The 24,179-nt window shown below is 61.3% G+C and carries 27 protein-coding genes; 13 read left to right on the top strand and 14 right to left on the bottom strand.

Features of this window, described 5'->3' with window-relative positions:
• The first annotated feature begins 26 nt into the window (after window positions 1-26).
• Entirely contained in the window at window positions 27-743 is a 717-nt protein-coding gene (locus tag Q0899_RS05970; protein WP_298356984.1) for a DsbA family protein, read from the top strand.
• A 96-nt stretch (window positions 744-839) separates the two neighbouring features.
• Here the strand turns inward: Q0899_RS05970 and Q0899_RS05965 are convergent, their stop codons facing one another.
• The 10 genes from Q0899_RS05965 to Q0899_RS05920 form a co-directional block, all read right to left on the bottom strand.
• Window positions 840-2,207 carry a phosphomannomutase gene (locus Q0899_RS05965; RefSeq protein WP_299191522.1) on the bottom strand — a complete coding sequence of 456 codons (1,368 nt, stop codon included), beginning with the start codon at window positions 2,205-2,207 and terminating at the stop codon, window positions 840-842.
• Between the two features lie 110 nt (window positions 2,208-2,317).
• Window positions 2,318-3,643, bottom strand: coding sequence for a nucleobase:cation symporter-2 family protein (locus Q0899_RS05960; protein ID WP_298290235.1), 1,326 nt, complete (start codon window positions 3,641-3,643; stop codon window positions 2,318-2,320).
• 199 nt (window positions 3,644-3,842) lie between these two features.
• Window positions 3,843-4,655, bottom strand: a complete 813-nt coding sequence (locus Q0899_RS05955; RefSeq protein ID WP_299195256.1) for a bifunctional allantoicase/(S)-ureidoglycine aminohydrolase — start codon at window positions 4,653-4,655, stop codon at window positions 3,843-3,845.
• The gene (gene puuE, locus Q0899_RS05950; protein WP_299191520.1) at window positions 4,652-6,070 is read right to left on the bottom strand and encodes an allantoinase PuuE; all 1,419 of its coding nucleotides are present in this window, start codon (window positions 6,068-6,070) and stop codon (window positions 4,652-4,654) included. The genes Q0899_RS05955 and puuE overlap by 4 nt, the downstream gene beginning before the upstream one ends.
• Window positions 6,071-6,109: 39 nt before the next feature.
• A complete protein-coding gene (locus Q0899_RS05945; RefSeq protein WP_299191518.1) occupies window positions 6,110-6,931 on the bottom strand; it encodes a metal ABC transporter permease in 822 nt (273 codons plus the stop codon).
• Window positions 6,928-7,782, bottom strand: coding sequence for a metal ABC transporter permease (locus Q0899_RS05940; protein ID WP_298290245.1), 855 nt, complete (start codon window positions 7,780-7,782; stop codon window positions 6,928-6,930). The genes Q0899_RS05945 and Q0899_RS05940 overlap by 4 nt, the downstream gene beginning before the upstream one ends.
• Window positions 7,757-8,608, bottom strand: coding sequence for a manganese/iron ABC transporter ATP-binding protein (locus Q0899_RS05935; RefSeq protein ID WP_299191516.1), 852 nt, complete (start codon window positions 8,606-8,608; stop codon window positions 7,757-7,759). Before Q0899_RS05935 ends, Q0899_RS05940 begins: the two co-directional genes overlap by 26 nt.
• Window positions 8,605-9,480, bottom strand: coding sequence for a metal ABC transporter substrate-binding protein (locus tag Q0899_RS05930; RefSeq protein WP_299191514.1), 876 nt, complete (start codon window positions 9,478-9,480; stop codon window positions 8,605-8,607). Before Q0899_RS05930 ends, Q0899_RS05935 begins: the two co-directional genes overlap by 4 nt.
• Window positions 9,481-9,552: 72 nt before the next feature.
• Window positions 9,553-10,131 carry a DUF4329 domain-containing protein gene (locus Q0899_RS05925; protein WP_299191512.1) on the bottom strand — a complete coding sequence of 193 codons (579 nt, stop codon included), beginning with the start codon at window positions 10,129-10,131 and terminating at the stop codon, window positions 9,553-9,555.
• Window positions 10,132-10,180: 49 nt separating this feature from the next.
• On the bottom strand, window positions 10,181-10,714 hold the full coding sequence (locus Q0899_RS05920) for a DUF4329 domain-containing protein (protein WP_299191510.1): 534 nt from the start codon (window positions 10,712-10,714) through the stop codon (window positions 10,181-10,183).
• A 97-nt stretch (window positions 10,715-10,811) separates the two neighbouring features.
• Between Q0899_RS05920 and Q0899_RS05915 the strand changes: the two genes are divergently transcribed.
• Window positions 10,812-11,501, top strand: coding sequence for a fumarylacetoacetate hydrolase family protein (locus tag Q0899_RS05915; RefSeq protein WP_298290258.1), 690 nt, complete (start codon window positions 10,812-10,814; stop codon window positions 11,499-11,501).
• On the opposite strand, the gene Q0899_RS05910 is transcribed toward Q0899_RS05915, so the two are convergent.
• Window positions 11,498-11,983, bottom strand: a complete 486-nt coding sequence (locus Q0899_RS05910; protein ID WP_298290261.1) for an ureidoglycolate lyase — start codon at window positions 11,981-11,983, stop codon at window positions 11,498-11,500. The genes Q0899_RS05915 and Q0899_RS05910 overlap by 4 nt on opposite strands.
• Window positions 11,984-12,085: 102 nt before the next feature.
• Here Q0899_RS05910 and uraH point away from each other — a divergent pair, with 102 nt between their 5' ends.
• Entirely contained in the window at window positions 12,086-12,439 is a 354-nt protein-coding gene (uraH, locus tag Q0899_RS05905) for a hydroxyisourate hydrolase (protein ID WP_298290264.1), read from the top strand.
• Window positions 12,440-12,511: 72 nt separating this feature from the next.
• Here uraH and Q0899_RS05900 read toward each other — a convergent pair whose 3' ends face one another.
• On the bottom strand, window positions 12,512-13,309 hold the full coding sequence (locus tag Q0899_RS05900) for a phytanoyl-CoA dioxygenase family protein (RefSeq protein WP_299191507.1): 798 nt from the start codon (window positions 13,307-13,309) through the stop codon (window positions 12,512-12,514).
• Between the two features lie 99 nt (window positions 13,310-13,408).
• On the opposite strand from Q0899_RS05900, the gene dusA reads away from it, so the two are divergent.
• Together dusA and Q0899_RS05890 are read left to right on the top strand one after the other, a co-directional pair.
• A complete protein-coding gene (dusA, locus tag Q0899_RS05895; RefSeq protein ID WP_298357010.1) occupies window positions 13,409-14,413 on the top strand; it encodes a tRNA dihydrouridine(20/20a) synthase DusA in 1,005 nt (334 codons plus the stop codon).
• Window positions 14,410-15,195 carry a hypothetical protein gene (locus tag Q0899_RS05890; RefSeq protein WP_298357013.1) on the top strand — a complete coding sequence of 262 codons (786 nt, stop codon included), beginning with the start codon at window positions 14,410-14,412 and terminating at the stop codon, window positions 15,193-15,195. The genes dusA and Q0899_RS05890 overlap by 4 nt, the downstream gene beginning before the upstream one ends.
• A 33-nt stretch (window positions 15,196-15,228) precedes the next feature.
• Here Q0899_RS05890 and Q0899_RS05885 read toward each other — a convergent pair whose 3' ends face one another.
• Together Q0899_RS05885 and ruvX are read right to left on the bottom strand one after the other, a co-directional pair.
• A complete protein-coding gene (locus Q0899_RS05885) occupies window positions 15,229-15,483 on the bottom strand; it encodes a DUF1289 domain-containing protein (RefSeq protein ID WP_298293262.1) in 255 nt (84 codons plus the stop codon).
• A complete protein-coding gene (ruvX, locus tag Q0899_RS05880; protein ID WP_298290276.1) occupies window positions 15,480-15,995 on the bottom strand; it encodes a Holliday junction resolvase RuvX in 516 nt (171 codons plus the stop codon). Before ruvX ends, Q0899_RS05885 begins: the two co-directional genes overlap by 4 nt.
• Before the next feature lie 156 nt (window positions 15,996-16,151).
• On the opposite strand from ruvX, the gene Q0899_RS05875 reads away from it, so the two are divergent.
• From Q0899_RS05875 to Q0899_RS05840, 8 genes are all read left to right on the top strand, one after another.
• Entirely contained in the window at window positions 16,152-17,396 is a 1,245-nt protein-coding gene (locus Q0899_RS05875; protein ID WP_299191504.1) for a sarcosine oxidase subunit beta family protein, read from the top strand.
• A 1-nt stretch (window position 17,397) separates the two neighbouring features.
• A complete protein-coding gene (locus tag Q0899_RS05870; protein ID WP_299191502.1) occupies window positions 17,398-18,261 on the top strand; it encodes a hypothetical protein in 864 nt (287 codons plus the stop codon).
• A gap of 159 nt (window positions 18,262-18,420) precedes the next feature.
• Window positions 18,421-18,648 carry a hypothetical protein gene (locus Q0899_RS05865; RefSeq protein ID WP_298290282.1) on the top strand — a complete coding sequence of 76 codons (228 nt, stop codon included), beginning with the start codon at window positions 18,421-18,423 and terminating at the stop codon, window positions 18,646-18,648.
• 84 nt (window positions 18,649-18,732) lie between these two features.
• Entirely contained in the window at window positions 18,733-19,077 is a 345-nt protein-coding gene (locus Q0899_RS05860) for a sarcosine oxidase subunit delta (RefSeq protein ID WP_298290284.1), read from the top strand.
• The gene (locus Q0899_RS05855; protein WP_299191500.1) at window positions 19,074-22,085 is read left to right on the top strand and encodes a sarcosine oxidase subunit alpha family protein; all 3,012 of its coding nucleotides are present in this window, start codon (window positions 19,074-19,076) and stop codon (window positions 22,083-22,085) included. The genes Q0899_RS05860 and Q0899_RS05855 overlap by 4 nt, the downstream gene beginning before the upstream one ends.
• Window positions 22,078-22,644 carry a sarcosine oxidase subunit gamma gene (locus tag Q0899_RS05850; protein WP_299191498.1) on the top strand — a complete coding sequence of 189 codons (567 nt, stop codon included), beginning with the start codon at window positions 22,078-22,080 and terminating at the stop codon, window positions 22,642-22,644. Before Q0899_RS05855 ends, Q0899_RS05850 begins: the two co-directional genes overlap by 8 nt.
• 15 nt (window positions 22,645-22,659) lie before the next feature.
• A complete protein-coding gene (locus Q0899_RS05845) occupies window positions 22,660-23,559 on the top strand; it encodes a hypothetical protein (protein ID WP_299191497.1) in 900 nt (299 codons plus the stop codon).
• Between the two features lie 124 nt (window positions 23,560-23,683).
• The gene (locus tag Q0899_RS05840) at window positions 23,684-24,139 is read left to right on the top strand and encodes a hypothetical protein (RefSeq protein WP_299191495.1); all 456 of its coding nucleotides are present in this window, start codon (window positions 23,684-23,686) and stop codon (window positions 24,137-24,139) included.
• Window positions 24,140-24,179: the final 40 nt, after the last annotated feature.

Here is a 24,179-nt window from a genome sequence, read left to right as displayed (position 1 = left end):
TCCGCACCGCCAAAAGGTATCTTCACATGTTCCGACTGACCGCAGCCGCTGTAACGGCCCTGTCCCTCGCCTTGCCGGCCGCCGCGCAGCAGATGGATGAGGCGGCCATGCGCGCCCTGATCCTCGAGACGATCCGCACCAACCCCGAGATCGTCATGGAAGCCATCGAGATATTGCAGACCCGAGAAAATGAGGCGCAGGCCCTGGCCGCCGCGCAAGCGTTGGAGGCGCAGAAAGGCGCGCTGCACAACGACCCCAATGCGCCGGTGATGGGCAATCCCGACGGCGACGTCACAATCGTCGAATTTTTCGATTACAATTGCGGCTATTGCCGCCGCGTCTTTCCGTCAGTCAAAGAGCTGATCGCGGGCGATGACAACATCCGCGTGGTCATGCGGGAATGGCCCATTCTGGGCGAAGAAAGCGTCTTTGCGGCCCGCGCCGCCTTGGCGTCACGCAAGCAAGGCAAATATGCGGAATTCCATGACGCTCTGATGGCCAATGAGGGCCGCGCCTCGCAGGCCAATGTGTTGAGCATCGCCGATGATCTGGGCATGGACATCACCCAGCTGCAGGCCGACATGGCCGGGCCTGAGGTGGACGCCCATATCGCCACGTCGCGGCAATTGACCCAGGCGCTGGGGCTGAACGGAACGCCGGCCTTTGTTTTCGGGGATCAACTGGTTCCCGGCGCGATTGAATTGAACCAGATGCAGCAGCTGATCGAGCAGCTGCGCAGCTGAGTTTCGCCGAGGCTACGCCTCGTCGATCAGGCGGGGGCTTTGCCCCCCGTCGCTGACGCTCCTCCCCCCAGGATATTTTTGAACGAAGAAAGGGGACTAGGCGTTCGTGATGAGCGTGCTGATCTCTTTGACTTTGTCGGCCAGCAGCGCGCGGTCGCCCTTGGCCTCGACGTTGAGGCGTAGCACCGGTTCGGTGTTGGACTGACGCAGATTGACCCGCCATTCGCCCATATCAAGCGAGACGCCGTCCAGCCGGTCCACGTCCTTGGCGTGTTGGACATACCTTGCCTCAAACGCGTCAATGGCGGGTTGTTTGTCAGCAAGTTTGAAGTTGATCTCCCCTGAGGAGGGGAAACGCGCCTGCATATCCGCCACAAGCGCCGACAAGGGCTGGCCCGTGCGGCACATATGTTCCGCCACCAAGAGCCACGGGATCATGCCGCTGTCGCAATACATGAAATCGCGGAAATAGTGATGGGCCGACATCTCGCCGCCATAGACCGCGTCCACCTCGCGCATTTTGGCCTTGATGTGGGAGTGGCCGGATTGTGACACCACCGGCTCACCGCCGCCGGAGGCCAACAGGTCCGTAAGCGCCCAAATCACGCGTGGGTCATGGATGATCTTGGCGCCCGGATGTTTCGGCAGGAAGGCGGAGGCCAAGAGCCCCACCACGTATTCCCCGTCCACAAAGGCTCCAGTCTCATCAAAAAAGAAGCAGCGGTCAAAGTCGCCGTCCCAGGCAACGCCCAGATCGGCCCCTTCCGCGATGACGCGGTCGGCAGTTTGCGCGCGGTTTTCTTCCAGAAGCGGGTTGGGGATGCCATTTGGGAAGCTGCCGTCGGGGTCATGGTTGTGGCGGATGAACTCAAATGGCGCACCGGCTTTGGCCAGCTTGTCGGCAATGACGTCGAAGGAGGGCCCGGCCACCCCGTTGCCTGCATTGACCACGATCTTCATGGGTTTCAACGCGGACAAGTCTGCGAAGCTGACCACCCGATCCGCATAGGCGTCGCGCGGGTCGCGGGTTTCATAGGTGCCGCGCGCCTTGGGCGCGCCGAAATCATCCGCCGTGGCCAGGGTGTTGATCTCGCCCAAACCATCGGCGGCGGAAATGGGCCGGGAGCCTTCGCGCACCATTTTGATGCCGTTATAGTCAATCGGGTTATGCGACGCCGTGACCATCAGCCCGCCGCCCAAACCGTAATGGGAGGTCGCGAAATAGACCTCTTCGGTCCCGCATAGGCCGATGTCGATGACGTTGACGCCCTCGTCCCGCAGCCCCTCGGTGAGGGCGGCGGCCAAATCGGGCGATGTGGGGCGCACGTCGTAGCCGATCACCACGGTGTCGGGGGCCATGGCCACGGCGAAGCCGCGGCCGATGCGGTAGGCGATTTCCACGTTCAGCTCGTCGCCAAGCTGGCCCCGCACATCGTAGCTTTTGAAACAGGTCAGCATCGTCAATTCCCTTTCAGGTCCGCGGCTTGAGTAGCGCCATATGGGGCGGAGACCAAGGGGGCAAAATCAAAACGGCCCGCCATGTCAGGCGGGCCATTCGATTCGGTTCGCGGGGGCTAGACCTCTTCGGGAAGAAGGAGGTTCAGCGCGATCGCGACAATCGCGGTGGGAGCCACTGCGGAGGTTGCCAGGATCTTAACGACGCCCGGCAGGTACTGAACGGCTGTCGGCACCAGGTTCAGACCCAGACCAGCCGCCAGCGACACCGCGATGATGATCATGTTGCGGCGGTTCATCTTGACCTCGGTCAGCATGTTCAGACCCGCGGCGGCCACCATGCCGAACATCACAATCACGCCGCCACCCAGAACGGGCAGGGGCATGGAGGCGATGACGGCGCCCACCTTGGGGATCAATCCGCAAAGGATCATGATGATGCCCGCGATGGTCACCACGTGGCGCGACATGATGCCGGTCATCCCAACGATCCCCACGTTCTGGCTGAAGGAGGTGTTCGGCAGGCCGCCAAAGACGCCCGCAACTGCGGTGCCGAGGCCGTCGGCGTAGGTCGCGCCCGCGATCTCTTTGTCCGTTGCGATACGTCCGGCGCCTGCTTTGGTGGTGGCCGATGCGTCGCCCACCGTTTCAATGGCAGAGACCACCGACACCAAGGTCACTGCAATTACCGCGCCCAGCGAGAACTCAAATCCGTAGGGCAAGGGCTGGATGGAAGTGATCCACGACGCCTTGCCAACCGCCCCGAAATTCACCATGCCAAGGATGTAGGCCAGCACATAACCGGCCAGCAGGCCAATCAGGATGGCCGCGTTGGATATCGGGCCTTTCATGAAGAATTTCAGCGCAAGCGACACGACAATCACCGTCAGGGCGACCGACCAGTGCATCAAGGATCCGAAGCTTTCAGCCTCCATCTGGAACGAGGCGGCCCCGCCCGCGGCGTATTTGATCGCCACCGGGATCAGGTACAAACCAATCGCCAGGATCACCAGGCCGGTGATCAGCGGCGGGAACAACCAGCGCAGCTTCTGGATCACCGCACCAAGGCAGAAATGGATCACGCCGCCGATGATGCACGCGGTCAATGCCACGCCCAAACCTTGAACGGCTGCAACGCCTGCCAAAACACCAACAAATGCAAAAGACGTACCCTGCATGATGGGCAGGCGCGCACCAACTGGACCGATGCCCACGGTTTGGAACAAGGTTGCGACGCCCGCAAACAGCATCGCCATCTGGATAAGATAGACCTGTTCGGCAGAGCCAAAGGCCAGCCCGGCCGCACCCGCCACAATGATCGAAGGGGTCACGTTGGAGGCGAACATCGCCAATACATGTTGTAGGCCCAGCGGTACCGCTTGGGCCATGGGCGGGGTGGTATTCGGATCGGAATACGCCCCCGCGTTTGAAGTTGCGTCAGTCATGTCGTTTCTCTCCCCGAGATGTTATCTGGGCCGGTCGCGGTCCCTCGCGCCGTCTCTCTTGATATTGGCCCGCCAGCACGCAGGCTTTGAAAGGCGCAGCGGCGCCCGGTGCGAGCATTTATGCTCCGCACGTCAAAACCTAGTCATTTTGCGACATGTTTGTCTATATATTGTGCGTTTTTGGGGCTTTTGGTCCCATTTACAGCCCAGCGTGGCGGTTCACGTCCTTGTAGAGCAAGTAGCGGAACGGCCCTTCCCCCGTGGCGCGGCACGCCTGAGGGCAGAAGGCGCGCAGCCACATGAAATCGCCGGGACCCACGCTGACCCAGTCACGATTCAGCAGGTAATCGGCAGTGCCCTCCAGCACGAAAAGCCCGTGTTCCATCACATGGGTTTCTTCAAACGGGATCACGCCGCCGGGCTGAAAATTGACGATGTTCACGTGGAAGTCGTGGCGCAGGTCACTCGGCTCCACAAAGCGGGTGGTGGACCATTTGCCGCCTGTGTCGGGCATTTCGACCACTGTTCCGTCCTCGTCATGGGTCACAAAGCACTCGGGGGCAGGGACGCCGTGCGCCGGTTGGTACTTCTTGCGGATCCAGTGGAAGGTGGCGATCTGGTCGCCCTCGTTGCGCAACCGCCACCCTGCACCGGCAGGCAGGAACACGTAGCTGCCGGGGCGCAGATCGAAGCGGCCAAGCGGGCAGTGCAGCACCATATGGCCGGATGTGACGAACAGGACGCCTTGCGCCTCTGGGTTGCTTTCCGGGACGTCAGACCCGGCGCCGGGCTGCAATTCCACGATGTATTGCGAGAACGTTTCCGCGAACCCAGACAGGGGCCGCGCGATCATCCACATGCGCATCCCGTCCCAGCCAGGCAGGTAAGAGGTCACGATGTCGCGCATCGTGCCGGCGGGCAGAAACGCGTAGGCCTCGGTGAACACTGCCTTGCCGGTCAGGTCATCTGTCTGCTTGGGCAAACCGCCCATGGGGGTCGCGTAAGCCATCAGTGATCCTCCGGCAGCATAGTGGTGAGGCGGTGATAGGCGATGCGCTCTACCTGGCGGCAAGCTTCCTCGAATTCCACTTCGCTGGTATTGCCAATCCGCCGCTCAAACGCCGCCATGATCGAAGATTTGTCATGGTCCTTCACCGCAATAATGAAGGGAAATCCGTGCTTTGCGACGTAATCCTCGTTCATCTGGGCAAAGGCTGCGCGTTCTGCATCCGACAAGACATCCAACCCGGCAGAGGCCTGCTCTGCCGTGCTTTCCTTGGTCAATTGCTTTGCTGCGGCCAGCTTGCCAGCCAAATCAGGATGCGCATCCAACACATCCAAGCGTTGCGGCGCGGGGGCCGACCTGAACGCCCGGACCAGGGCTGCGTGCAGCCCCGTTGCGCTGTCATTGCTTGGGCCAAGTTCCAAGTCCCAAGCGTGTTCGGCGACCCAAGGGGAATGCTCAAACACGCTGCCGTAAGTGTTTGTAAAGGTGGTCTTATCCATCATGCATGGCCGCGTCTTCGGGGCCGCCGGGTGGACCTGTGCCCAATGATCCGCAATCTGTTCGCGCGTGGCAAACCATACGCCGTCATGGCTGTTGGCGTACTCAATAAACCGTTTCAGCGCCTGAACCCGCCCGGGGCGGCCCACCAAACGGCAATGCAGCCCAATGGACATCATCTTGGCAGCACCTTCGACGCCTTCGGCATAAAGCGCGTCAAACGTGTCGCGCAGATAGGCCTCGAACTGGTCGCCCGAGTTGAACCCTTGCGGCGTTGCAAACCGCATGTCGTTGCAATCCAACGTATAGGGCACCACCAGCTGATCGACCCCGTCAAACCGCGTCCAATAGGGCAGGTCGTCGGCGTAGCTGTCGGCGCAATAGGCGAAGCCGCCTTCTTCTGCCACCAGCCGCAACGTGTTCTCGGAACACCGCCCCGTGTACCAGCCGCGAGGCCGCTCCCCCACAACTTCCGTATGCAAAGCAATGGCTTGGCGCAGGTGGTCGCGCTCTTCGTCCTCGGTAAAGTCCTTGTACTCGATCCATTTCAACCCGTGGGAGGCGATCTCCCACCCGGCGTCTTTCATCGCCGCCAGCTGCTCAGGCGCGCGCGCCAGTGCCGTTGCCACGCCATACACAGTCACCGGCAAATCCTTCAGCAAACGGTGCAGCCGCCAGAATCCAGCGCGCGCGCCGTATTCGTAGATCGATTCCATGTTCCAGTGCCGCTGCGCGTCCCATGCAGAGGCGCCCACGATCTCCGACAAAAACGCCTCAGACGCCTTGTCGCCATGCAGGATGTTGTTCTCGCCGCCTTCTTCGTAGTTCAGCACGATCTGAACCGCGATTTTGGCCTCGTCAGGCCATTGCGGGTCCGGCGTGCGCGGACCGTAGCCGCGCATATCTCTGGGGTATCTGTTCATGGGTTAACCATTAGGCAAAACCCGTCCATCCGCCAAGCTTTATGCGGTGCGCGCGCGCCGGATGGTGTTGAGGAAGGCCAGGACAAATAGCCCTGACAGGATCAGCACGATGGTCGGCGCAGGCGCGCTGTCGATGAAGAAGCTCAGGTAAACTCCCGCAACACTTGAGAAAACCGCAACGGCCACAGCCGTCAGCAACATCTGCCCAAATTGCCGGGTCACCAGGAACGCAACCGCGCCGGGGCCCACGAGAAAGGCAATGGCCAAGATGATGCCCACGGCTTTCAATGCCGCCACGACGGTCAGCGAGATCACCGCCAGCAGCCCAAAATGCAACCAGCGCACATTCAACCCCAAGGCCCGTGCCTGCTGCTCATCAAACGCATGCAGAAGCAGGTCGCGCCAGAAGGCCAGCAGCAGGACGGTGACACCGAGGGCAATCACCCCCGTCAGCCACAGATCAGAAGGCCCCACGCCCAGCATATTGCCAAACAGAATGTGATCCAGATGCACGTCGCTCTCGATCTTGGTGTAAAGCACGATCCCCAGCCCAAACATGGCTGAGAACACCACCCCCATCACCGTGTCCCGCTTCACGCGGGAGTTTTCGTCGATCCACCCCGTTAGCAAAGCGCAGGCCATGCCTGCGGTAAAAGCGCCTATAACCAAGGGGATGCCGACGACATAGGCCAACACCACACCGGGCAAAACCGCATGCGAAATCGCGTCGCCCATCAGGGACCAGCCCTTCAGGACCAGAAAGCAGGACAGCAGCGCCGCAGGCACCGCCAGCATCACCGTGATCAAAAACGCGTCACGCATGAACTGGAATTGGAAGGGCAGCAGCAACTCGTCCATCACAGCGCCTCCGCCGCGCGTTTGCGCGACGCCAGCATCCCGTGTTTGGGCGCAAACAAGAATGCCAATCCAAAGACAGTTGCCTGTAAGCACACGATGACGCCGCCCGTGGCACCATCCAGGAAATAGCTGATATAGGCCCCGAAAAACGAGGTTAACGCGCCAATGGCCACCGACACCATCAACAGGCGCGGGAAGCGGTCCGTCAACAAATACGCCGTCGCCCCGGGCGTCACCACCATGGCAATCACCAGAAACGCGCCCACGGTCTGCAACGCCGCCACGGTGCAGGCGGATAACAACACAAAGAACAGCAGTTTCAGCCGCTCCGGGTTCAACCCGATGGACCGCGCGTGGCTTTCGTCAAAGAAGGTCACCATCAGGTCCTTCCACTTCACCAACAGGATCGCCAACGACACAAACCCGATGATCGCCAATTGCAAAATGTCGGAAGGGGAGATCGCCAGCACATTGCCCAAAATGATCGTCTGAATGTTGATCGAGGTCGGCGATAGCGACACCATGAACAGTCCCAGCCCGAAAAACGAAGTGAAGATCAGACCGATAATAGCGTCCTCTTTCAGCCCCGTGCGCTGGTTCAGAAACAGCATCGCGCCGCCCGCCAATCCACCGGCAAAAAAAGCGCCCAAGGCAAAGGGCAGCCCCAGCATATAGGCCCCGGCAACGCCGGGCACGATGGAATGGGACAACGCGTCTCCGATCAAAGACCACCCCTTAAGCATCAGATATGCCGACAGAAAAGCGCACACGCCGCCGACCAGGGCCGACACCCACATCGCATTCAGCATGTAGGTATAGGCAAACGGCTCAAGCATCGCTGTGGTCCCCGTCATCGTGGTCTTCGTAGATCACGAACGGCCGTTCATCATCGGAAATCACGGTCAGTCGCCGCTTATCCTCGTCATCATCATGCAGGTCCGCGCCTTGCATGACGAAATGCCTCAATACGCCGCCAAAGGCGCGTTCCAAGTTCTTCGAGGTAAAGATCTCCTCCGTCGGCCCATAGGCCAGCACGGTCCCCTTGATCAGAACGGTGCGGTCGCAATACTCCGGCACCGAGCCAAGGTTATGGGTCGACACCAACATCACGCGGCCTTCGTCGCGCATTTCGCGCAGCAGTTTGATAATCTCGTCCTCGGTCTGCACATCGACACCGGTAAACGGCTCATCCAGCAGGATAACCTTGGAATCCTGCGCCAAGGCACGCGCCAGAAACACGCGTTTCTTTTGCCCGCCGGACAGCTCGCCAATCTGGCGTTTGCGGTAGTCGATCATGCCGACGCGGGTTAGCGCGTCTTCCACGGCGCGGTGATCGGCAGGCTTGGCAATCCGCAAGAACCCCATATGCCCGTAGCGGCCCATCATCACCACGTCTTCGACCAGAACGGGGAAGGACCAATCCACTTCTTCCGCTTGAGGAACGTAGGCTACCACATTGCTTTTTAATGCATCTTTGACGCTTCCGCCGAGCACTGAAATGCTGCCAGACGCCGTTGGCACGAACCCCATAATCGCTTTGAACAGCGTCGATTTTCCCGACCCGTTCACGCCCACAAGTGCGGCAATCGTCCCCGTTGGCAGCTCAAAGGACGCGTCCCGCAGCGCCGTATGCCCGTTTCGGTACGTGACCGTGATGCCTTGGGCCGTCAGTCCCGTCACTTGGTTAACCCCGCGGCAATGATGCTCACCGTCTCACGCAACAAGTCCAGGTAGGTTGGCACCGGCCCATCTGCCGTGGATAGCGAGTCCACATACAACGCCCCGCCATACGCAGCCCCGGTCTCGCGCGCCACTTGCTCCGCAGGGGCCGAGGACACCGTGGATTCCGAGAACACCACCTTGATGTCGTTCTCGCGCACCGTATCAATCACAGCGCGCACTTGGCTTGGCGTGCCTTGCTGGTCCGCATTGATCGGCCACAAATACAGCTCTTTCAGCCCCAAATCCCGCGCCAGATACGAAAACGCCCCTTCCGAGGTCACCAACCAGCGGTCCGCCTCCGGCACCGCTTCAATCTGCGCATTCAACGGCCCAAGCTCTGCCAGAATCTGGGCTTTGTAGGCCGCGCCATTGGCCGCATAAACGTCAGCGTTTTCAACGTCATGCTCGGAAAAAGCGGCGACGATATTATCCACGTAAATGACCGCCGCGTCCACCGACATCCACGCATGTGGGTTCGGTTTGCCAGTGTAAGGGCCTTGCGCGATCCCCATCGGCTCCACCCCATCTGAGACCACCGCAGAGGGCACATCCCGCAGGTTGCGGAAAAACTGCTCGAACCACAGCTCCAGGTTCAACCCGTTCCACAGCACCAGATCGGCGTCCTGCGCCTTTAAGATATCGCGCGGGGTAGGGGCGTAGTTGTGAATTTCGGCGCCCGGCTTGGTGATGCTCTCCACCACGGCCGCGTCACCAGCCACATTTCGGGCCATGTCGGCGATCACGGTGAAGGTGGTGACGGCCTTGAACTTGTCCTCCGCCAGTACGGGGCCAGCCACAAGCAAAAGGGCGGAAATCAGCAGGGAGCGCATCGCGAAACACCTTATATTGTCAGGACATCAGACAATATGAGAACGATTCTCAATAAGTCAATCTAGTTGCGACTAATTCTTAGCTAAAGATCTTGCGCGCAGGTGGCGCGGGCCGCCGACCCCTTCGCGTTGCGCCATTTCCCGACGGGTCATTTCTGTGGGAATGTCGCCCGCCATGCCGACTTTGAAGGCCGGGTCGGCGGGCAGACAGCCCATCCCGCAGATTTGGCGAATGGATCGGGACCGGTAGTCTGTCATCCAGAAACGCCCCCCCGGGGTCGCGACGAAGCCGAAAACGCGGTCGGCGTAGTCAATGTCCAGATCGGCGAGCGAGGGGACCTCGGCATCTGCCATATGATCAAAGGCACCATGTGTGTGGTATGATGCTACCGGAACGATTGTTTTGTCGGCAAATCCACGCGGGTTGCACCCGCTGGTGCGGCCGCGGCGTGCGGGGCTGGCAATCAGCTCGCCCGCGCTGGTGCGCCCAATCATCCCGCAATACTCGCGGTTTCCGCTAAAGGACTGATGCTGCAAGGAAATCAGGCTCTTTTTGGCGAGCTTGGTGATGGCTTTCAGGTCGGATTCAGCAAATGCAGGCGCAGCGCAAGCCGACGCGACGATAGCAAGGCACAGTAGTGTCTTCTTCATCCGACAGGTTTCCCAGTTTCCCCAACCTTGTAAATAAGGGCTTTGACCATCAGTCGTCAAGGCCACGTTCCCGCGCGTCCAGCTGGGCTGCGGTGTAGCTCGACCGGACGCGGCCCTCGTCACTGGGGTCGTATTCGGGGTCTTTGGGCAAACACCCGACGCCACAGATCAGGCGAACCGAGTCGGTGTTGGGCTCGGTTTTCCAGAATCTGCCGCCCGGGGTGGCGACGAACCCGATGACGCCTTCCTCCTTATCCGCGCGCAAGTCATCTAACGAGGGGACCTCCGCGTCGGCGCCTGGGTCATGGCTGCCATGGGTGTGGTAGGACGCTAGCACGTCGACGTCATTTGTCCGAAAGGGGCGGGGCAGGCAGCTGTCGCGGCGTCCCTTGCGGGGGCGAGTGATCACGATGTTTCCGGCCGAGTTGCGCCCGATCATGCCGCAATATTCCCTGTCGGCATTGAAGGAATTGTCTTGAATGCTCGCCAACGTGGATTTGGCCGCGCTAATGAGGTCTGCGTCCTGTGCATGCGCTGGTGCGGCAAGGCACAAGGCCAATCCAAACATCTTTATCGCTCTCATTGCCCGCCACTTTCTGTTTACGCCCCACAAAACCCTATGCGGGGCGGGGCCGGTCTGTCAAAACACAGTTGAAATTAATGTTAACCAGTGAGACCGCATGACAAATTACGCAATTGATCCACCCGCGCAGGCCACCCTTTCCGTGGCCGGTAGTGACGCCTGTTTCCCGCTGAGGCGTGTGTTTTGCGTCGGCCGCAATTACGAGGCGCATGTGCGCGAGATGGGCAATGACACCCGCGAGCCGCCGTTTTTCTTCATGAAGCCCGCCGATGCCGTGGTGCCCAACAATGCCGCGATTGCCTACCCGTCGGCGACGTCGGAGCTCCATCATGAGGTGGAATTGGTCGTGGCTCTCGGTGCCGGCGGCAAAGATGTCTCGCCCGAGCAGGCGTTGGGCCTCATCTGGGGGGCTGCGGTGGGCATTGACCTGACCCGCCGCGACTTGCAGGCGCAGGCAAAGTCAAAAGGCAGGCCATGGGATATGGCCAAAGGGTTCGACGCCTCCGCCCCCATCGCGCCGTTGGTGCAAATGGCCGATGTGACAAGCCTCAGTTCTGGCAAGATCTGGCTGAGCGTCAACGGCAGGACGCGGCAGGACGCCAATCTGGCCGATATGATCTGGCCGGTGGCCGATTGCATCGCGCATCTGTCGACGCTGGTGGAATTGGCGCCGGGGGATCTGATCATGACCGGAACACCGGCCGGGGTGGCGGCCCTGTCTCCGGGGGATGAGGTTGTCGCGGGCATCACCGGGTTGCCGGACCTGAAGGTCTCCATCGCGCCTTAAGCGGTATCTACCGTGTAGGGCGTCGCCAGCGGATGCTCCTGCAAATTGGCTCCGGGGCCGATCCGGTCAACGACGGCGAACAGCCCGGGCGGGTGCAGGGGGGTCAGCACCCCGTGCCAGACGCCTTTGTGGATGTTTACCGCTTGCCCCGGTTGGCTCAGGAAAGCCAATGGGGTGCCGGGCACGCCGCCATCATCCGGGGCGACGCAGATCAGAAACCCGTGCTCGCTCATCGGAATGAAGCACTGGCTTCCCTGCGGGTGGCGCTCCATCAAATCCAGCGTGTAGGGCAGGGCGCGCGGTGTGGCCTGAAACAGGCTGACGCCTGCGCGGCCTTCGTCAAATTCCATATCGGCGCGATCATGGTAGCGCCCGCACATGCCCTGGTTGATGATTTTGTCCGGCGCGCCCGCGCAGTCGATGACGTCCCCAAAAGGGGCGAAGGCGGCGGCGGTCAGCTTTTGCGTTACAATTTTCGTCATGGCGCGGCCATAAAGCCCGCAATCCGGCGAAGCTTCAACCTTGCTTTCTGCTCCCGTTAGACGTGAGACTGCACCCAGACCCAAACGCTATCGGAGGCCCATATGCCCGGCTATCTCACCACCCACGTCCTCGACACCGCGCGCGGCTGCCCTGCGCAAGGGGTTAAGATCATGCTCTACCGGGTGTCTGGCAACAGCCACAGGAAAATCGCCGAGGCCGTCACTAATTCCGATGGCCGCACCGATGCGCCGATCCTGCCGGAGGGAAAGTTCAAGACCGGGACCTACGAGCTGATCTTCGATGTCGAGGCCTATCTCGACGCGTCTGGCACCCCGGCCGAAGAGCCGCGCTTTCTGGGCCAGATCCCAATCCGCTTCGGCGCGTCTGAGGAGGCCCATTACCATGTCCCGCTGCTGCTTTCCCCCTTTGGATATTCCACCTATCGCGGCAGCTGAGTGGGTCTTCCCCTCCCATACTCAAAAGTACCGCGCGGGTTACGCGCAAGGTACAGCGCCGCGTCTTTTTTCTTAGCGTGCGTAGATCACCGGGAACCAATCTTCGCGCAAACGGTCGCCCGCGGTCATGCCGTGACCCGGAAAGGGCGGCGAGGTGGGGCCGGGGCGCTCCACATATCGTGCGTCGTCGCCCACCATCCGCAAAGAGAACGCCCGCCGCCTCGCCGCCGCGTCATTGCCGCGCGCGCCATGTAGAACGTTGTAATTGAAGGCGACGGCGTCGCCGGGCTCCATTTCGAACTCGCGGATATCCATGCCGTCGGCATCCGGGTCAGGCACTGCCATATAGTCATCTTCATTGGGGTAGAATGAGGTCTCCGCCAACCAGCGGGTCGGCAAGACGGGCTTCTCCCACAAATGCGACCCGGCCACGCAGCGCAGGGACGCTTCGCGCACGGGGTCAACCGGCGCCCAGAACGACACGTTCTGGCGGCCTTGCACGAAGTAATAAGGCCCATCCGAATGCCAGGGCGTTGGTTTCGAGGTGCCGGGTTCTTTCACCAGCACATGGTCGTGGAAAAGCTGCGCGGTGTCTGACCCCATCAAATCCGCGGCAACCTCTGCCGCGGGGCTGTCACGGATCACGCGCTCAAATTCGGGGATGCGCTGCCAATTGCAGTAGTCATCAAAAAATCTGCCCTGTTCACCGTCTTTGAGGTTTTCGGCGGCGTAGGGGCCTGGTGCTGCCATGTTGGCCTCGATCCCGGCGCGGATTGTATCAACATGCCCCGCAAACAGCCTTTTGATCAGCACGACCCCGTCGCGCTGGAAGGTGTCGATATCTTTCTGGTGCAGCAAAGGGTGGGGCATCTGGTCTCTCCGTCTCGTCGCAGGCGAGCCTGCACCGGCGATGCGGCGCGGGCAAGCCTCGCTCTTTAAATGCGCTGCCGCCGGTGCTATCTGCCCGCCATGACCCGCAACCCCGCCACAATTGCCGCCAGGCTGTCCGTCGCGCCCATGATGGACTGGACCGACCGCCATTGCCGGTATTTCCACCGGCTGATGTCGCGCCGCGCGTTGCTTTATACGGAAATGGTGACCGCACCTGCTTTGGTGCGCGGCGGGGCCGTGCATTTGCTGGATCACGACGCGGCTGAGCATCCAGTCGCGTTGCAACTAGGCGGCTCTGACCCGGCCGAGTTGGCCGAGGCTGCGCGGATCGGGGCGGATCACGGCTATGACGAGATCAACCTCAATGTCGGCTGCCCCTCGGACCGCGTGCAATCGGGCTGCTTTGGCGCGGTGTTGATGGAGCGTCCGGGGCTGGTCGCTGAATGTGTTGCGGCTATGATCGCGGCCCAACCGGTCGATGTCACCGTCAAATGCCGCATCGGGGTGGATGATCAGGACCCCGCGCAGGTGTTGCCTGATTTCCTGACCCGCATCTCGGACGCAGGCGTGAGGCGCGTGACGATCCATGCGCGCAAGGCGTGGCTGCAGGGGCTGAGCCCCAAGGAAAACCGCGACATACCGCCGCTCGACTACGCATTGGTCCATGCGATGAAAGCACAGTTTCCGCAGCTCCATATCTCGATCAATGGCGGCATTGCGACGCTGGACGCGGCCGCGCCGCATCTGGATGGTCTGGACGGCGTGATGATCGGGCGGGCGGCCTATCACCAGCCATGGGACATTCTGGGGCGCGCCGACAGCGCGGTGTTCGGGGAGGCCGACCCGCTGCAATCGCCGCAGCAGGCCGTGCATGCCATGCTGCCCTATATCGAGCGGCACCTGTCCCAAGGGGGCAAGTTGCATCAGGTCACCCGCCACATGTTGGGCCTGTTCGCTGGCCGCCCCGGCGCGCGCCACTGGCGGCGGACACTGTCTGAGGGCGTTTCAAAAGAAGGCGCGGGGCCAGATTTGGTGCTGCAGGCGCTAGAGGCCGTTGATGCGCAACATCAGGCCGCACAATGACCCCAGAGGCGGCGTTGGCCACTAAAGGCTGGTGCCGGTTCGACCATGACCCACTGTTGTCCCAATGGGTGCACGCGGTGCATCCCATTGCCGCCGCGCTGACCCGCGACCCGCGAAACATCGAGGACTGGTTACGGTGCGGCGGCACATGGTTCGCGGGTGTCAACGTTTTGCCCAACGACGCGCAGGGCGGAGTGGAGGACGGGCCTCAGCTTTGCGGGCGCGCTGTGGACGTGGTCACGGCGCTACATGGCGCGCAAAATTGGGACCGCGCGCAGGTTTCGGTGATCTATCCGCGCTACCCGCTGCCGATGGAGGGGGAAAGCGCGGCCGCCTTCGCGTTCCGTCGCGACCGGGACGCTGCGCATGTGGATGGGCTGCTGCCCATTGGGCCAGACCGGCGTCGCCATCTGCACGAGCCGCATGGCTTCGTCCTGGGCATTCCGCTGACCGAAACCTCGAAAGGGGCCAGCCCTATGGTGGTCTGGGAGGGCAGCCATAAGATCATGCAAGCGGCATTCTGCAAAGTATTGGCAGATGTGGCGCCTCGGGAGTGGGGGCAGGTGGACCTGACTGACATCTATCAGGCGGCGCGCCGTCAGTGTTTCGCGGACTGCCCGCGCGTTGTGGTGCACGCGCAGCCGGGGGAGGCCTATCTGATCCACCGGCTGGCGCTGCACGGGGTGGCGCAATGGGTTGATGGCGCAGATGCGCCCCCCGAAGGGCGCATGATTGCTTATTTTCGCCCCGAACTTTCCGACATATCCCGGTGGTTGGCGTGACCTAAAGGCGCGTCTGACGACGCCCGCTATGCTTTATTTGGCACCCAGCACGGGCGGTTTGGCCTTCAATCTGGCAGCGCGCCCGCCGCGGCGTTTCTTCAACAGCCCCTCGCGGGATGGCAATTCGTCGATCAAGGCCGCGCGGGCTTCATTGCTCATCCGCGACCAGGCGGCGATCTCATCGATCGAGCGCAGGCAACCGGTGCAAATGCGCTCGGTGGGATGCACGACGCAAATTTTCACGCAAGGGCTTTGCACCTCGTCGCGGCTCCATATGTCGTCCATCAGCTGCTCTGCCTTATATGTCTTATGCGGTCCAACGCGCCTTGCAAGATATACCCAGCGGCGACGTGGTCAATCACCTCTGAGCGACGTTTTCGTGACGTATCTGCCTCCAATAGCGCGCGTTCGGCGGCGACGGTGGACAGGCGTTCATCCCAGAACGTGATCGGCAGGTCGGTCAGCCGCGACAGGTTGCGCGCAAATGCCCGCGTTGATTGCACGCGCGGCCCGTCCGAGCCGTCCATATTCAACGGCAGCCCAAGGATGAACCCGCCCAGCGACCGTTTCGCCGCGATCACCAGCAAAGCCTCAGCATCTTTGGTGAATTTGGTCCGGCGCACGGTTTCCAGCGGGGTGGAAACAGATTGCATCACGTCCGACACCGCCACGCCGACGGTTTTGGTCCCAAGATCAAGCCCCGCGAGGGGAGTAATGGTCCCCACGGCGTCTGCAAACTCAGCAATGTCGTTGAAAATTTCGCCCAAACGCCCTGTCTCCATTTGGTTCCAAATATTCATGCCACGCTGGCAAAGTCCACTGCCCGGCGGGACATAAAACCGCTCGGGGCAAGCTGGCATGTCGCAAGGCCTGCATGTAGTGTCGCGCAAGTTGCGACGCGGGGCCATGCGCTGTCGCAAAACATGTCAGAATTCTACGCGTTTGGACCTGCCCATATGAAACGTTATTCCGCCTTTGCAATCGCCCGCGAAGCCGCCCGATACCACCAGGGGTGGGAACGCGCCTGGGCCTCGCCTGAGCCCAAGAAGAAATACGACGCGATCATCATCGGGGCAGGCGGGCACGGGCTGGCCTCGGCCTATTACCTTGGTAAGAATTTCGGCATCACCAATGTGGCGGTGATCGAAAAGGGTTGGCTAGGGGGTGGCAACACGGGCCGCAACACCACGATCATCCGGTCGAACTACCTCCAAGACCCGTCGGCGGCGATTTACGAAAAAGCGCTCAGCCTTTATGAGACCATGTCGCAGGACCTCAACTATAACGTGATGTTTAGCCCCCGCGGCGTGATCATGCTGGCCCAGACCCATCACGAGGTGCGCGGCTATCAGCGCACGGCGCATGCCAATGCGTTGCAGGGCGTCAAAACCGAGTGGATTGAGCCTGCCCGTGTCAAGGAGCTGTGCCCGATCATGAACATCAACGGCCCTAGGTACCCCGTTCTGGGCGGCCTCTGGCAGGCACGCGGTGGGACGGCGCGCCATGACGCGGTCGCTTGGGGCTATGCGCGGGCGTGTTCTGATATGGGCATGGACATTTTGCAGAAATGCGAGGTTACGGGGGTGACCTCTGAGGGTGGCAAGGTAACGGGCGTGACCACGTCGCGTGGTGACATCGGCTGTGACAAGCTGGGCATCGTCGTGGCCGGCAATTCCGGCCATGTGGCGGAGATGGCGGGCTTCCGGCTGCCGCTCGAATCCGTGGCGCTGCAGGCGCTGGTCTCCGAGCCGATCAAGCCTTGCATGGACATCGTGGTGATGGCCAACACCGTGCACGGGTATCTCAGCCAGTCCGACAAGGGCGAGATGGTTATCGGCGGCGGCACCGACAGCTACAACAACTACACCCAGCGCGGGTCCTTCCACCATATCGAGGAAACCGTACGCGCCCTGATTGAGACTTTCCCGATGTTGTCGCGCCTCAAGATGCTGCGCCAATGGGGCGGCATCGTGGACGTCACCGGCGACCGATCACCCATCCTGTCGAAAACCCCGTTGGAAGGCTGTTTCATCAATTGCGGCTGGGGCACTGGCGGGTTCAAGGCGATCCCGGGCTCGGGCTGGGGCTTTGCGGAGCTGATGGCCAAGGGCTATTCGCCGCTCACGGCTGAATTCGGCATGGACCGCTTCAAAGAGGGCCGCTTCATCGACGAAAGCGTCGCCGCCGGGGTGGCGCACTGACATGTCGAAGCTGGGCGACATCTGGAAGGTGTTCCGCAACCTGTGGTCGCTGAGGGCGAGTGACGGGACAAATGCGGATATCCTTCACGCCACGCAGCAGACCATGGGCGATCTGGGGCTGGGCTACGGCTCGGCGCCCGCGCTGGATGACGCGGCGATCAACGCGCTGCTGGACCCGGATTTTGACGCGCTGTATCCCGACGCTGCTCGACTGACGCAAGGCCAGCTGATGCTGATCCGTAAGGCGCGGCTTGGCTGGAATACCATGGAAGTTGGGGCGCCCCAGCTTGATCTGGCAGAGCCATATACCGGGGGGCGTACGCCTCAGCATCTGGCGGAGATTTTGGGCGAGGACGCCACCGACATGGAAAAGGCGGAATTTCTGATCTCCATGGTGTCCGCGTATCAGCAGTTCTGCGGGCAGGCGCAGATAGCGCCCGGTTCCTACAAGGTGGCCAACATCCGCGAAGTCGATATCGCGGAGGCGGCGGGCCATGACGACGAACGCGCCGGGTGGTTTGGTCTGAACCCGGATGGCTCGGTCGTTCTGACCGAAGATCTCATTGCGCTGGTGCGCAACCTGCAATGGGCATGGCCCGACGAAGACGATATGGGCGACGTGCTCTACAAGGGTGAATTTGCGGGGCCAACGGTTGACCCCAAACGGCCCTATGGCGACATGTCATATTATCAGCTCGATATTCACCGCATCTTGGGCTGGCCGGCTGAGCAGAAAGACGAAGACGGCTACGTAAAGCTGACCGACGCACAAGAGGCGCGGGCGAGCGATCTGCATTTCAAAGTGATGCTGGCGGCTCAGGTGGTGATCGAACATGGCCAAATGGAGCTTGGCGATGCGCAATAACCCGCACATTTCTGGGATTGCGCGGGTATGCGCGGGGTTTTGCCTCTGGCGTGGCCGCGATTTGGCCGAAACAGGCTCAAAACCCCGGTGCAGCGCCGCAGCCGTTGAGACGCGTGCCGTGACTGGCGAATGTATCCTCACACAAATGGAGGAACACCCATGTCTGACTACACCACGAATGACGAAGGCCTTGGCGGCAAGGCTCTGGTTGTTGCCGCAGTACTCATTGGCCTCTTTATCCTTGCACTTGCCTTCATGGGCGCGGGCGATGCCCCGAACCTGCCAGCAGGTCTTACCGACCCGGCTGCACTTGAAGGCGCTGCACCCGCAGCCGAAGGCGCGACCCCAGCGGTCGACCCTAACGCTTTGGCGCCAGCAACCGACTGACGCCACCTCTAGAACTACTTCCCTCGATTTTACTGGCAGTCGCTTTTCAGCGGCTGCCTTTTTGCATGTCCAAAAGGTGCTGCCATGCTGATCCTCAACTGTCCTTATTGCGGTGTGGACGCCGACGAAACCGAGCTGGCCGCAGGCGGGCAGGCGCATATCAAGCGCGAAACCGTGGGTTCTACGGATGATGATTTCGAGGAATACATGTTCATGCGGGAAAACCCGCGCGGGGTGCATTTCGAACGCTGGCGGCACGCCAATGGCTGCGGCAAGTGGTTCCACGCCGCCCGCTGCACCACCACTTTGGAGGTCTTTGGCACGTATAGCGCGCAAACCCTGGCGCCGCCCAAAGAGATATGCGACCGCATCTCCGGCAAACGACCCGGCTGGTCCCTGGCACAATGGGGCGGGGGGATGTTCTCATGAGCACACGTTTGGCGTCTGGCGGTCGGCACCTCGACCGCAACACTTCCGTCACGTTCGAATTCAATGGCCGCAAGCTGAAAGGCTTCAAAGGCGACACGCTGGCCTCCGCGCTTCTGAGCAATGACCAGATGCTGGTGGGCCGCTCCTTCAAGTACCATCGCCCGCGTGGCATCGTGGCGGCGGGGCCGGAAGAGCCCAACGCGCTGATGAACCTCGGCGAAAACGGCCATTTTGAGCCCAACGCCCGCGCCACCACGACGGAGATTTTTTCAGGCCTGACCGCGCAGTCGCAAAACCACTGGCCGTCGCTGGATTACGACGTCGGCGTGGTCAACAACTACGCATCGCGCTTCATGCCCGCAGGCTTCTACTACAAAACCTTCATCCACCCGCGCCCCGCGTGGAAACACGTGTTCGAGCCGTTCATCCGCAAGGCCGCTGGCTTGGGCAAAGCCCCGAAAGAGCGCGACGCGGACACCTATGAGCATTTCTATGCCTTCGTCGACGTTCTGATCGTCGGCGGCGGTGTCGCGGGCCTTTTGGCTGCGGAGCGCGCAGGCAAAGCCGGGGCCAAGGTCCTGCTGCTGGAGCAATCCGCCCATTGGGGCGGCCGCGCGCCGGTAGATGGGGCCGAGATCGAAGGACGTCCGGCGGATGCCTGGGTGACGAACACCGTGCATGCGCTTGAAAACATGGACAATGTCACGATGTGCAAACGCTGCATGGGGGCGGGGGTCTATGACCACGGCTACGCGCTTGGCTACGAGCGGCTGACGGACCACGTGGCCCCCTCAACCGCGCCGCGTCACCGGCTCTGGCGCATCCGCGCCAAACATATCATCACCGCAACCGGCGCGATCGAGCGCCCGCTCAGCTTTGCAGGCAATGACGTGCCGGGCGTGATGCTGGCAGGCTCCGTGCGTGACTACGTGGTGAACTACGGCACCTCCGTAGGCGACCGCACCGTGGTCGTGACCAACAACGATGACGCCTACCGCACGGCGCTGATCCTGAAGGATGCAGGCCTAGATGTGCCGTGCATCGTCGATGCCCGCCCGCATGGTGGCGGCGCGTTGATGGAGAAGGCCAAAGCCGAAGGCATCCGGGTTGCGACCGGCAAGGCCATTGCCAAGGTCAAAGGCGGCAAGCGCGTCGAAGGCGTGGCGCTCTGCGCGCAGGCGGGCGAGGGCGCGGTGCTGGAGGAAATCGCCTGCGACGCGGTCGCCATGTCCGGCGGCTGGTCGCCGGTGGTGCATCTGTGGTCCCATTGCGGCGGCAAGCTGATCTGGGACGACGCGCATGCGCATTTCCGCCCCGATCCCGCCAAAGCGCCCACTGGCGCGGATGGCAAGGGCTTCGTGTCGGTGGTGGGCATCGCCAACGGCGCTATGAACACGGCGGAATGCCTGACGGATGCGGTCAAAGGCACCAACACGGTGCTGACCGATCTGGGTTTCTCCCCCAAACGGACCGCAGCGCCGAAAGCGGCGGAGGAGCCGGAAACCCCGATGGCCGCCGTCTGGAAAATGCCGCAGGGGGCCAGTTACAAGCTGCGCTCCAAGATGTTCCTGGACTACCAGAACGATGTGAAGGTCTCTGACGTGCAACTGGCCGCGCAGGAGGGCTTTGAAAGCGTCGAGCATACCAAACGCTACACGACGCTCGGCATGGCGACCGATCAAGGGAAACTCAGCAATATCAATGGATTGGCGATCCTTGCTGACAGCCTGAATGCGGAAATTCCAAAGGTCGGCACCACCACGTTCCGTCCACCATATCACCCCATCTCCATGGGCGCGATTGCGGGCGAAGCCAGCCGCGAAATCTTCCAGCCCATCGACAAAACCCCGCTGCATCAATGGGGCGAGGACAACGGCGCGCATTGGGAACCTGTAGGCCACTGGCGCCGCGCCTATTGCTACCGCAAGCCTGAAGAGAGCGTCGAACAAGCGGTCAACCGTGAGGTTAAGGCCGTGCGCGACAGCCTCGGCCTGCTGGATGCCTCCACCCTCGGCAAGATCATCGTCAAAGGGCCGGATGCAGGCAAATTCCTCGACATGATGTACACCAACATGATGTCCAACCTGAAACCCGGGAAATGCCGCTACGGGTTGATGTGCTCGGAGAATGGGTTCCTCAGCGATGACGGCGTGGCGGCACGTATCGACGACGACACGTGGCTCTGCCACACCACCACCGGCGGGGCGTCGCGGATCCACGCCCATATGGAGGAATGGCTGCAAACCGAATGGTGGGACTGGAAGGTCTACACCGCCAACCTCACCGAACAATACGCCCAAATCGCCGTGGTCGGACCAAATGCGCGGAAAGTGCTGGAAAAGCTGGGCGGCTTGGATGTGTCCAAAGAGGCGCTGGGCTTTATGGAATGGAAAGAGGGCAAGATCGGCGGTTTCGACGCCCGTGCCTTCCGCATCTCTTTCTCCGGCGAATTGAGCTACGAAATCGCCGTGCCTGCGAGCCAAGGCCGGGCCTTCTGGGACGCATTGATGGAAGCAGGGCAGGAGTTCAACGTCACCCCCTACGGCACTGAATGCCTTCACATTTTGCGCGCCGAGAAGGGTTTTATCATGATCGGGGACGAGACCGACGGGACCGTCATCCCACAAGACCTTGGTCTGCATTGGGCCTTGTCCAAGAAGAAGGACGACTACCTGGGCAAACGTGCGCAGCAGCGCGACCACATGACCGACCCGAACCGCTGGAAGCTGGTGGGGCTGGAAACGGTCGATGGCTCAGTGCTGCCGGACGGGGCCTATGCCGTCGCCGACGGCACCAACGAGAACGGGCAACGCAATACTGAGGGCCGCGTCACCTCGACCTATTACTCGGCCAATCTCGACAAGGGCATCGCCATGGGGCTGGTGCTGAATGGGCCGGACCGCATGGGCGAGGTGATCACCTTCCCCAAAGTGGACGGCACCGAAGTGCAGGCCAAAATCTGCGATCCGGTCTTCTATGACAAGGACGGGGAGAAGCAAAATGTCTAATGCAGTCAGCGCCTTGCAGGGCGTAACTTACGAAGGCTACGTCACCGTCACCGAGATGGGCCTGCGCGGCATGATCACCCTGCGCGGCGACTTGTCGTCGGCCAAGCTGAAGAAGGCGGTGAAGGCCGTGTCTGGCGTCGATGTGCCGGGCGTAAATTCTTGCGTGCTGAAGGGAGACCAGGCAGTTGCATGGATGAGCCCTGACGAGCTGCTGCTCATGTGTCCGCATGACAGGGCGGACACAGCAGTAGAAAAATTGTCAACGGCGTTGAAGGGCCAGCATTTTCTGGCCGCCAACGTCTCTGACGCCCGCGCCGTGTTTCAGGTTCAGGGGCAGGCAGCACGCGAGGTCATCGCAAAACTCGCCCCGGTCGACATGTCGCCGGACGCATTTCCTGCAGGCCACTTCCGGCGCACCCGGCTGGCCCAAACGCCCGCAGCATTCTACATGCCGGATGCACAGACCGTTGAATTGATCTGCTTCCGCTCTGTGGCGGGATATGTGTTTGACCTGTTGTCGCGGGCAGCTACACTGGGCGCTGAGGTTGAATATTTTTAGGGAATACAATTGTTTATGAGTATGTTTCGGGTGTTGGGCGTTGCGATTGTCGGGGCGGTAGCCCCATTTTTTGCAACGGCCGTGGCAGCTCAATCGGTCCCGACGCTGACCCAATGCCAGCTGGGCGGTAAGCCAAGCGGCATCATCGCGCCCGAGATCGCGTTCAGCGTTGCCCCGGACGGCAAAACCGCGACAGTGTCAGATGTTGTGACGCTCCGATTTGAGGGCCGGCCCGCCCCGGCAAAGGTCACGCGAAATACCAAACGCAAGCTCGGCCTGAGTTGGAAGGTCAACAATGTGCGCGACGCGCGGGGCAATGTTGCCGTCGCCATAGTCTACCGCGCGGTCCTGACCAAGGCGACGGGCGTTTTGAATGTCAGCGCCAGCCCGCTCGGGTTTTCAGAAACCTTCAGCCGCCGTGGCAAATGCCGCACCAACAGCGCGGCGGAGACGGCGGCGCTGACAGACAAGATCAAACGCGCCAGCCGATCTGTGAAACGGCAAGGCAATATGCCGTGGGGTATCAGCGCGCAGCGCAAGTTTGCATGCTCCGTGCCGCGCACCAAACAGGGATCGGGGCAGGCTCTGCCGGATTGGGCGTTCACGGCATTCCGCGTGGATCATGACACAACCCAAAGCGTCGCGCAGGTGACAGCGAGCTATGGCAATCTGGGCGTATCCTCGCGCAGCAGGGCCAAATTCACAAACAGACATAAGTTTGGCTACGTGTCTTACAGGTGGCAGGCCTCCGTTGTTTCGAAGCAAAAGCGCAAAGCGGGGGAGAGCGCCAAGGTCACCATGGAAGTCCGGTTGCGGGTGGGGATACAAGACAGCAAGGCGGAATTGGTGATTGACGGCCATAAATCGCGGCGCCTTCAGACCTTCTCGCTGAATGTGGATTGCAAGCCGATCTAAGCGAAATCACCCTGCCGCATCCGCATCCGCATCCGCACCGAAGTCCGGGGCTCAGCATACTTGCATGCGCGCCCGGGTTCCGCTTCACTGCCTTCAGGGGAGATTAACCAGAAGGACCATTGTTATGATGAACTTTAAGTTACTAAGTGCCCTCGCTTTTGGGATTATGACCATCTCTGCTCCGCTTTCTGCTGCCACCTATGACTGCAAGATCGCGCCCAAGAAAACGGTGACACACTATAATGGGGTGACGCCCACCAGAATGCGGGTGACGATCGGCTCAGGCGGGACCGTGCGTGTGTCCGACAACATCATTCGCAAATCGGGCCGCCGCAGCGTTGACGGTACCTTGGGGCGCAAGATCGGCAATGTGCAGCTGTTCAACTGGCGAATTTCGCCAGTGCCACGTAACATGCTGCCCCCGACTGAGACCAAATTTTACGAGCCAACGGTCAATTACCGGGCACGGCTCGACACCCGCACGGGCAAATTTTCAATGCGCGGCAGCTTCGTCACGCGGGAATCCAGCGCCAATAGTGGGGTGAATATGCAGGGCTTTGGTAAATGTCGTAGGGTCTGAGCGCCCTCAGTGGCTAGGAACGTTTCAAGCCATGGGAACG

Source organism: uncultured Litoreibacter sp., from assembly GCF_947501785.1.
In the GTDB taxonomy this organism is placed as follows: Bacteria; Pseudomonadota; Alphaproteobacteria; order Rhodobacterales; family Rhodobacteraceae; genus Litoreibacter.
This window is presented reverse-complemented; position numbering and strand designations above follow the sequence as displayed.

Excerpts from the sequence above, each read along its gene's own strand:
- Q0899_RS05900 (WP_299191507.1), bottom strand. The coding sequence starts at position 13,309 with ATGCCCCACCCTTTGCTGCACCAGAAAGATATCGACACCTTCCAGCGC.
- Q0899_RS05970 (WP_298356984.1), top strand. The coding sequence starts at position 27 with ATGTTCCGACTGACCGCAGCCGCTGTAACGGCCCTGTCCCTCGCCTTG.
- puuE (WP_299191520.1), bottom strand. The coding sequence starts at position 6,070 with ATGAACAGATACCCCAGAGATATGCGCGGCTACGGTCCGCGCACGCCG.
- Q0899_RS05865 (WP_298290282.1), top strand. The coding sequence starts at position 18,421 with ATGTCTGACTACACCACGAATGACGAAGGCCTTGGCGGCAAGGCTCTG.
- Q0899_RS05960 (WP_298290235.1), bottom strand. The coding sequence starts at position 3,643 with ATGACTGACGCAACTTCAAACGCGGGGGCGTATTCCGATCCGAATACC.
- Q0899_RS05930 (WP_299191514.1), bottom strand. The coding sequence starts at position 9,480 with ATGCGCTCCCTGCTGATTTCCGCCCTTTTGCTTGTGGCTGGCCCCGTA.
- Q0899_RS05925 (WP_299191512.1), bottom strand. The coding sequence starts at position 10,131 with ATGAAGAAGACACTACTGTGCCTTGCTATCGTCGCGTCGGCTTGCGCT.
- Q0899_RS05840 (WP_299191495.1), top strand. The coding sequence starts at position 23,684 with ATGATGAACTTTAAGTTACTAAGTGCCCTCGCTTTTGGGATTATGACC.
- dusA (WP_298357010.1), top strand. The coding sequence starts at position 13,409 with ATGACCCGCAACCCCGCCACAATTGCCGCCAGGCTGTCCGTCGCGCCC.
- Q0899_RS05920 (WP_299191510.1), bottom strand. The coding sequence starts at position 10,714 with ATGAGAGCGATAAAGATGTTTGGATTGGCCTTGTGCCTTGCCGCACCA.
- ruvX (WP_298290276.1), bottom strand. The coding sequence starts at position 15,995 with ATGAATATTTGGAACCAAATGGAGACAGGGCGTTTGGGCGAAATTTTC.
- uraH (WP_298290264.1), top strand. The coding sequence starts at position 12,086 with ATGCCCGGCTATCTCACCACCCACGTCCTCGACACCGCGCGCGGCTGC.
- Q0899_RS05850 (WP_299191498.1), top strand. The coding sequence starts at position 22,078 with ATGTCTAATGCAGTCAGCGCCTTGCAGGGCGTAACTTACGAAGGCTAC.
- Q0899_RS05890 (WP_298357013.1), top strand. The coding sequence starts at position 14,410 with ATGACCCCAGAGGCGGCGTTGGCCACTAAAGGCTGGTGCCGGTTCGAC.
- Q0899_RS05855 (WP_299191500.1), top strand. The coding sequence starts at position 19,074 with ATGAGCACACGTTTGGCGTCTGGCGGTCGGCACCTCGACCGCAACACT.
- Q0899_RS05845 (WP_299191497.1), top strand. The coding sequence starts at position 22,660 with ATGAGTATGTTTCGGGTGTTGGGCGTTGCGATTGTCGGGGCGGTAGCC.
- Q0899_RS05910 (WP_298290261.1), bottom strand. The coding sequence starts at position 11,983 with ATGACGAAAATTGTAACGCAAAAGCTGACCGCCGCCGCCTTCGCCCCT.
- Q0899_RS05875 (WP_299191504.1), top strand. The coding sequence starts at position 16,152 with ATGAAACGTTATTCCGCCTTTGCAATCGCCCGCGAAGCCGCCCGATAC.
- Q0899_RS05860 (WP_298290284.1), top strand. The coding sequence starts at position 18,733 with ATGCTGATCCTCAACTGTCCTTATTGCGGTGTGGACGCCGACGAAACC.
- Q0899_RS05940 (WP_298290245.1), bottom strand. The coding sequence starts at position 7,782 with ATGACGGGGACCACAGCGATGCTTGAGCCGTTTGCCTATACCTACATG.
- Q0899_RS05870 (WP_299191502.1), top strand. The coding sequence starts at position 17,398 with ATGTCGAAGCTGGGCGACATCTGGAAGGTGTTCCGCAACCTGTGGTCG.
- Q0899_RS05915 (WP_298290258.1), top strand. The coding sequence starts at position 10,812 with ATGACAAATTACGCAATTGATCCACCCGCGCAGGCCACCCTTTCCGTG.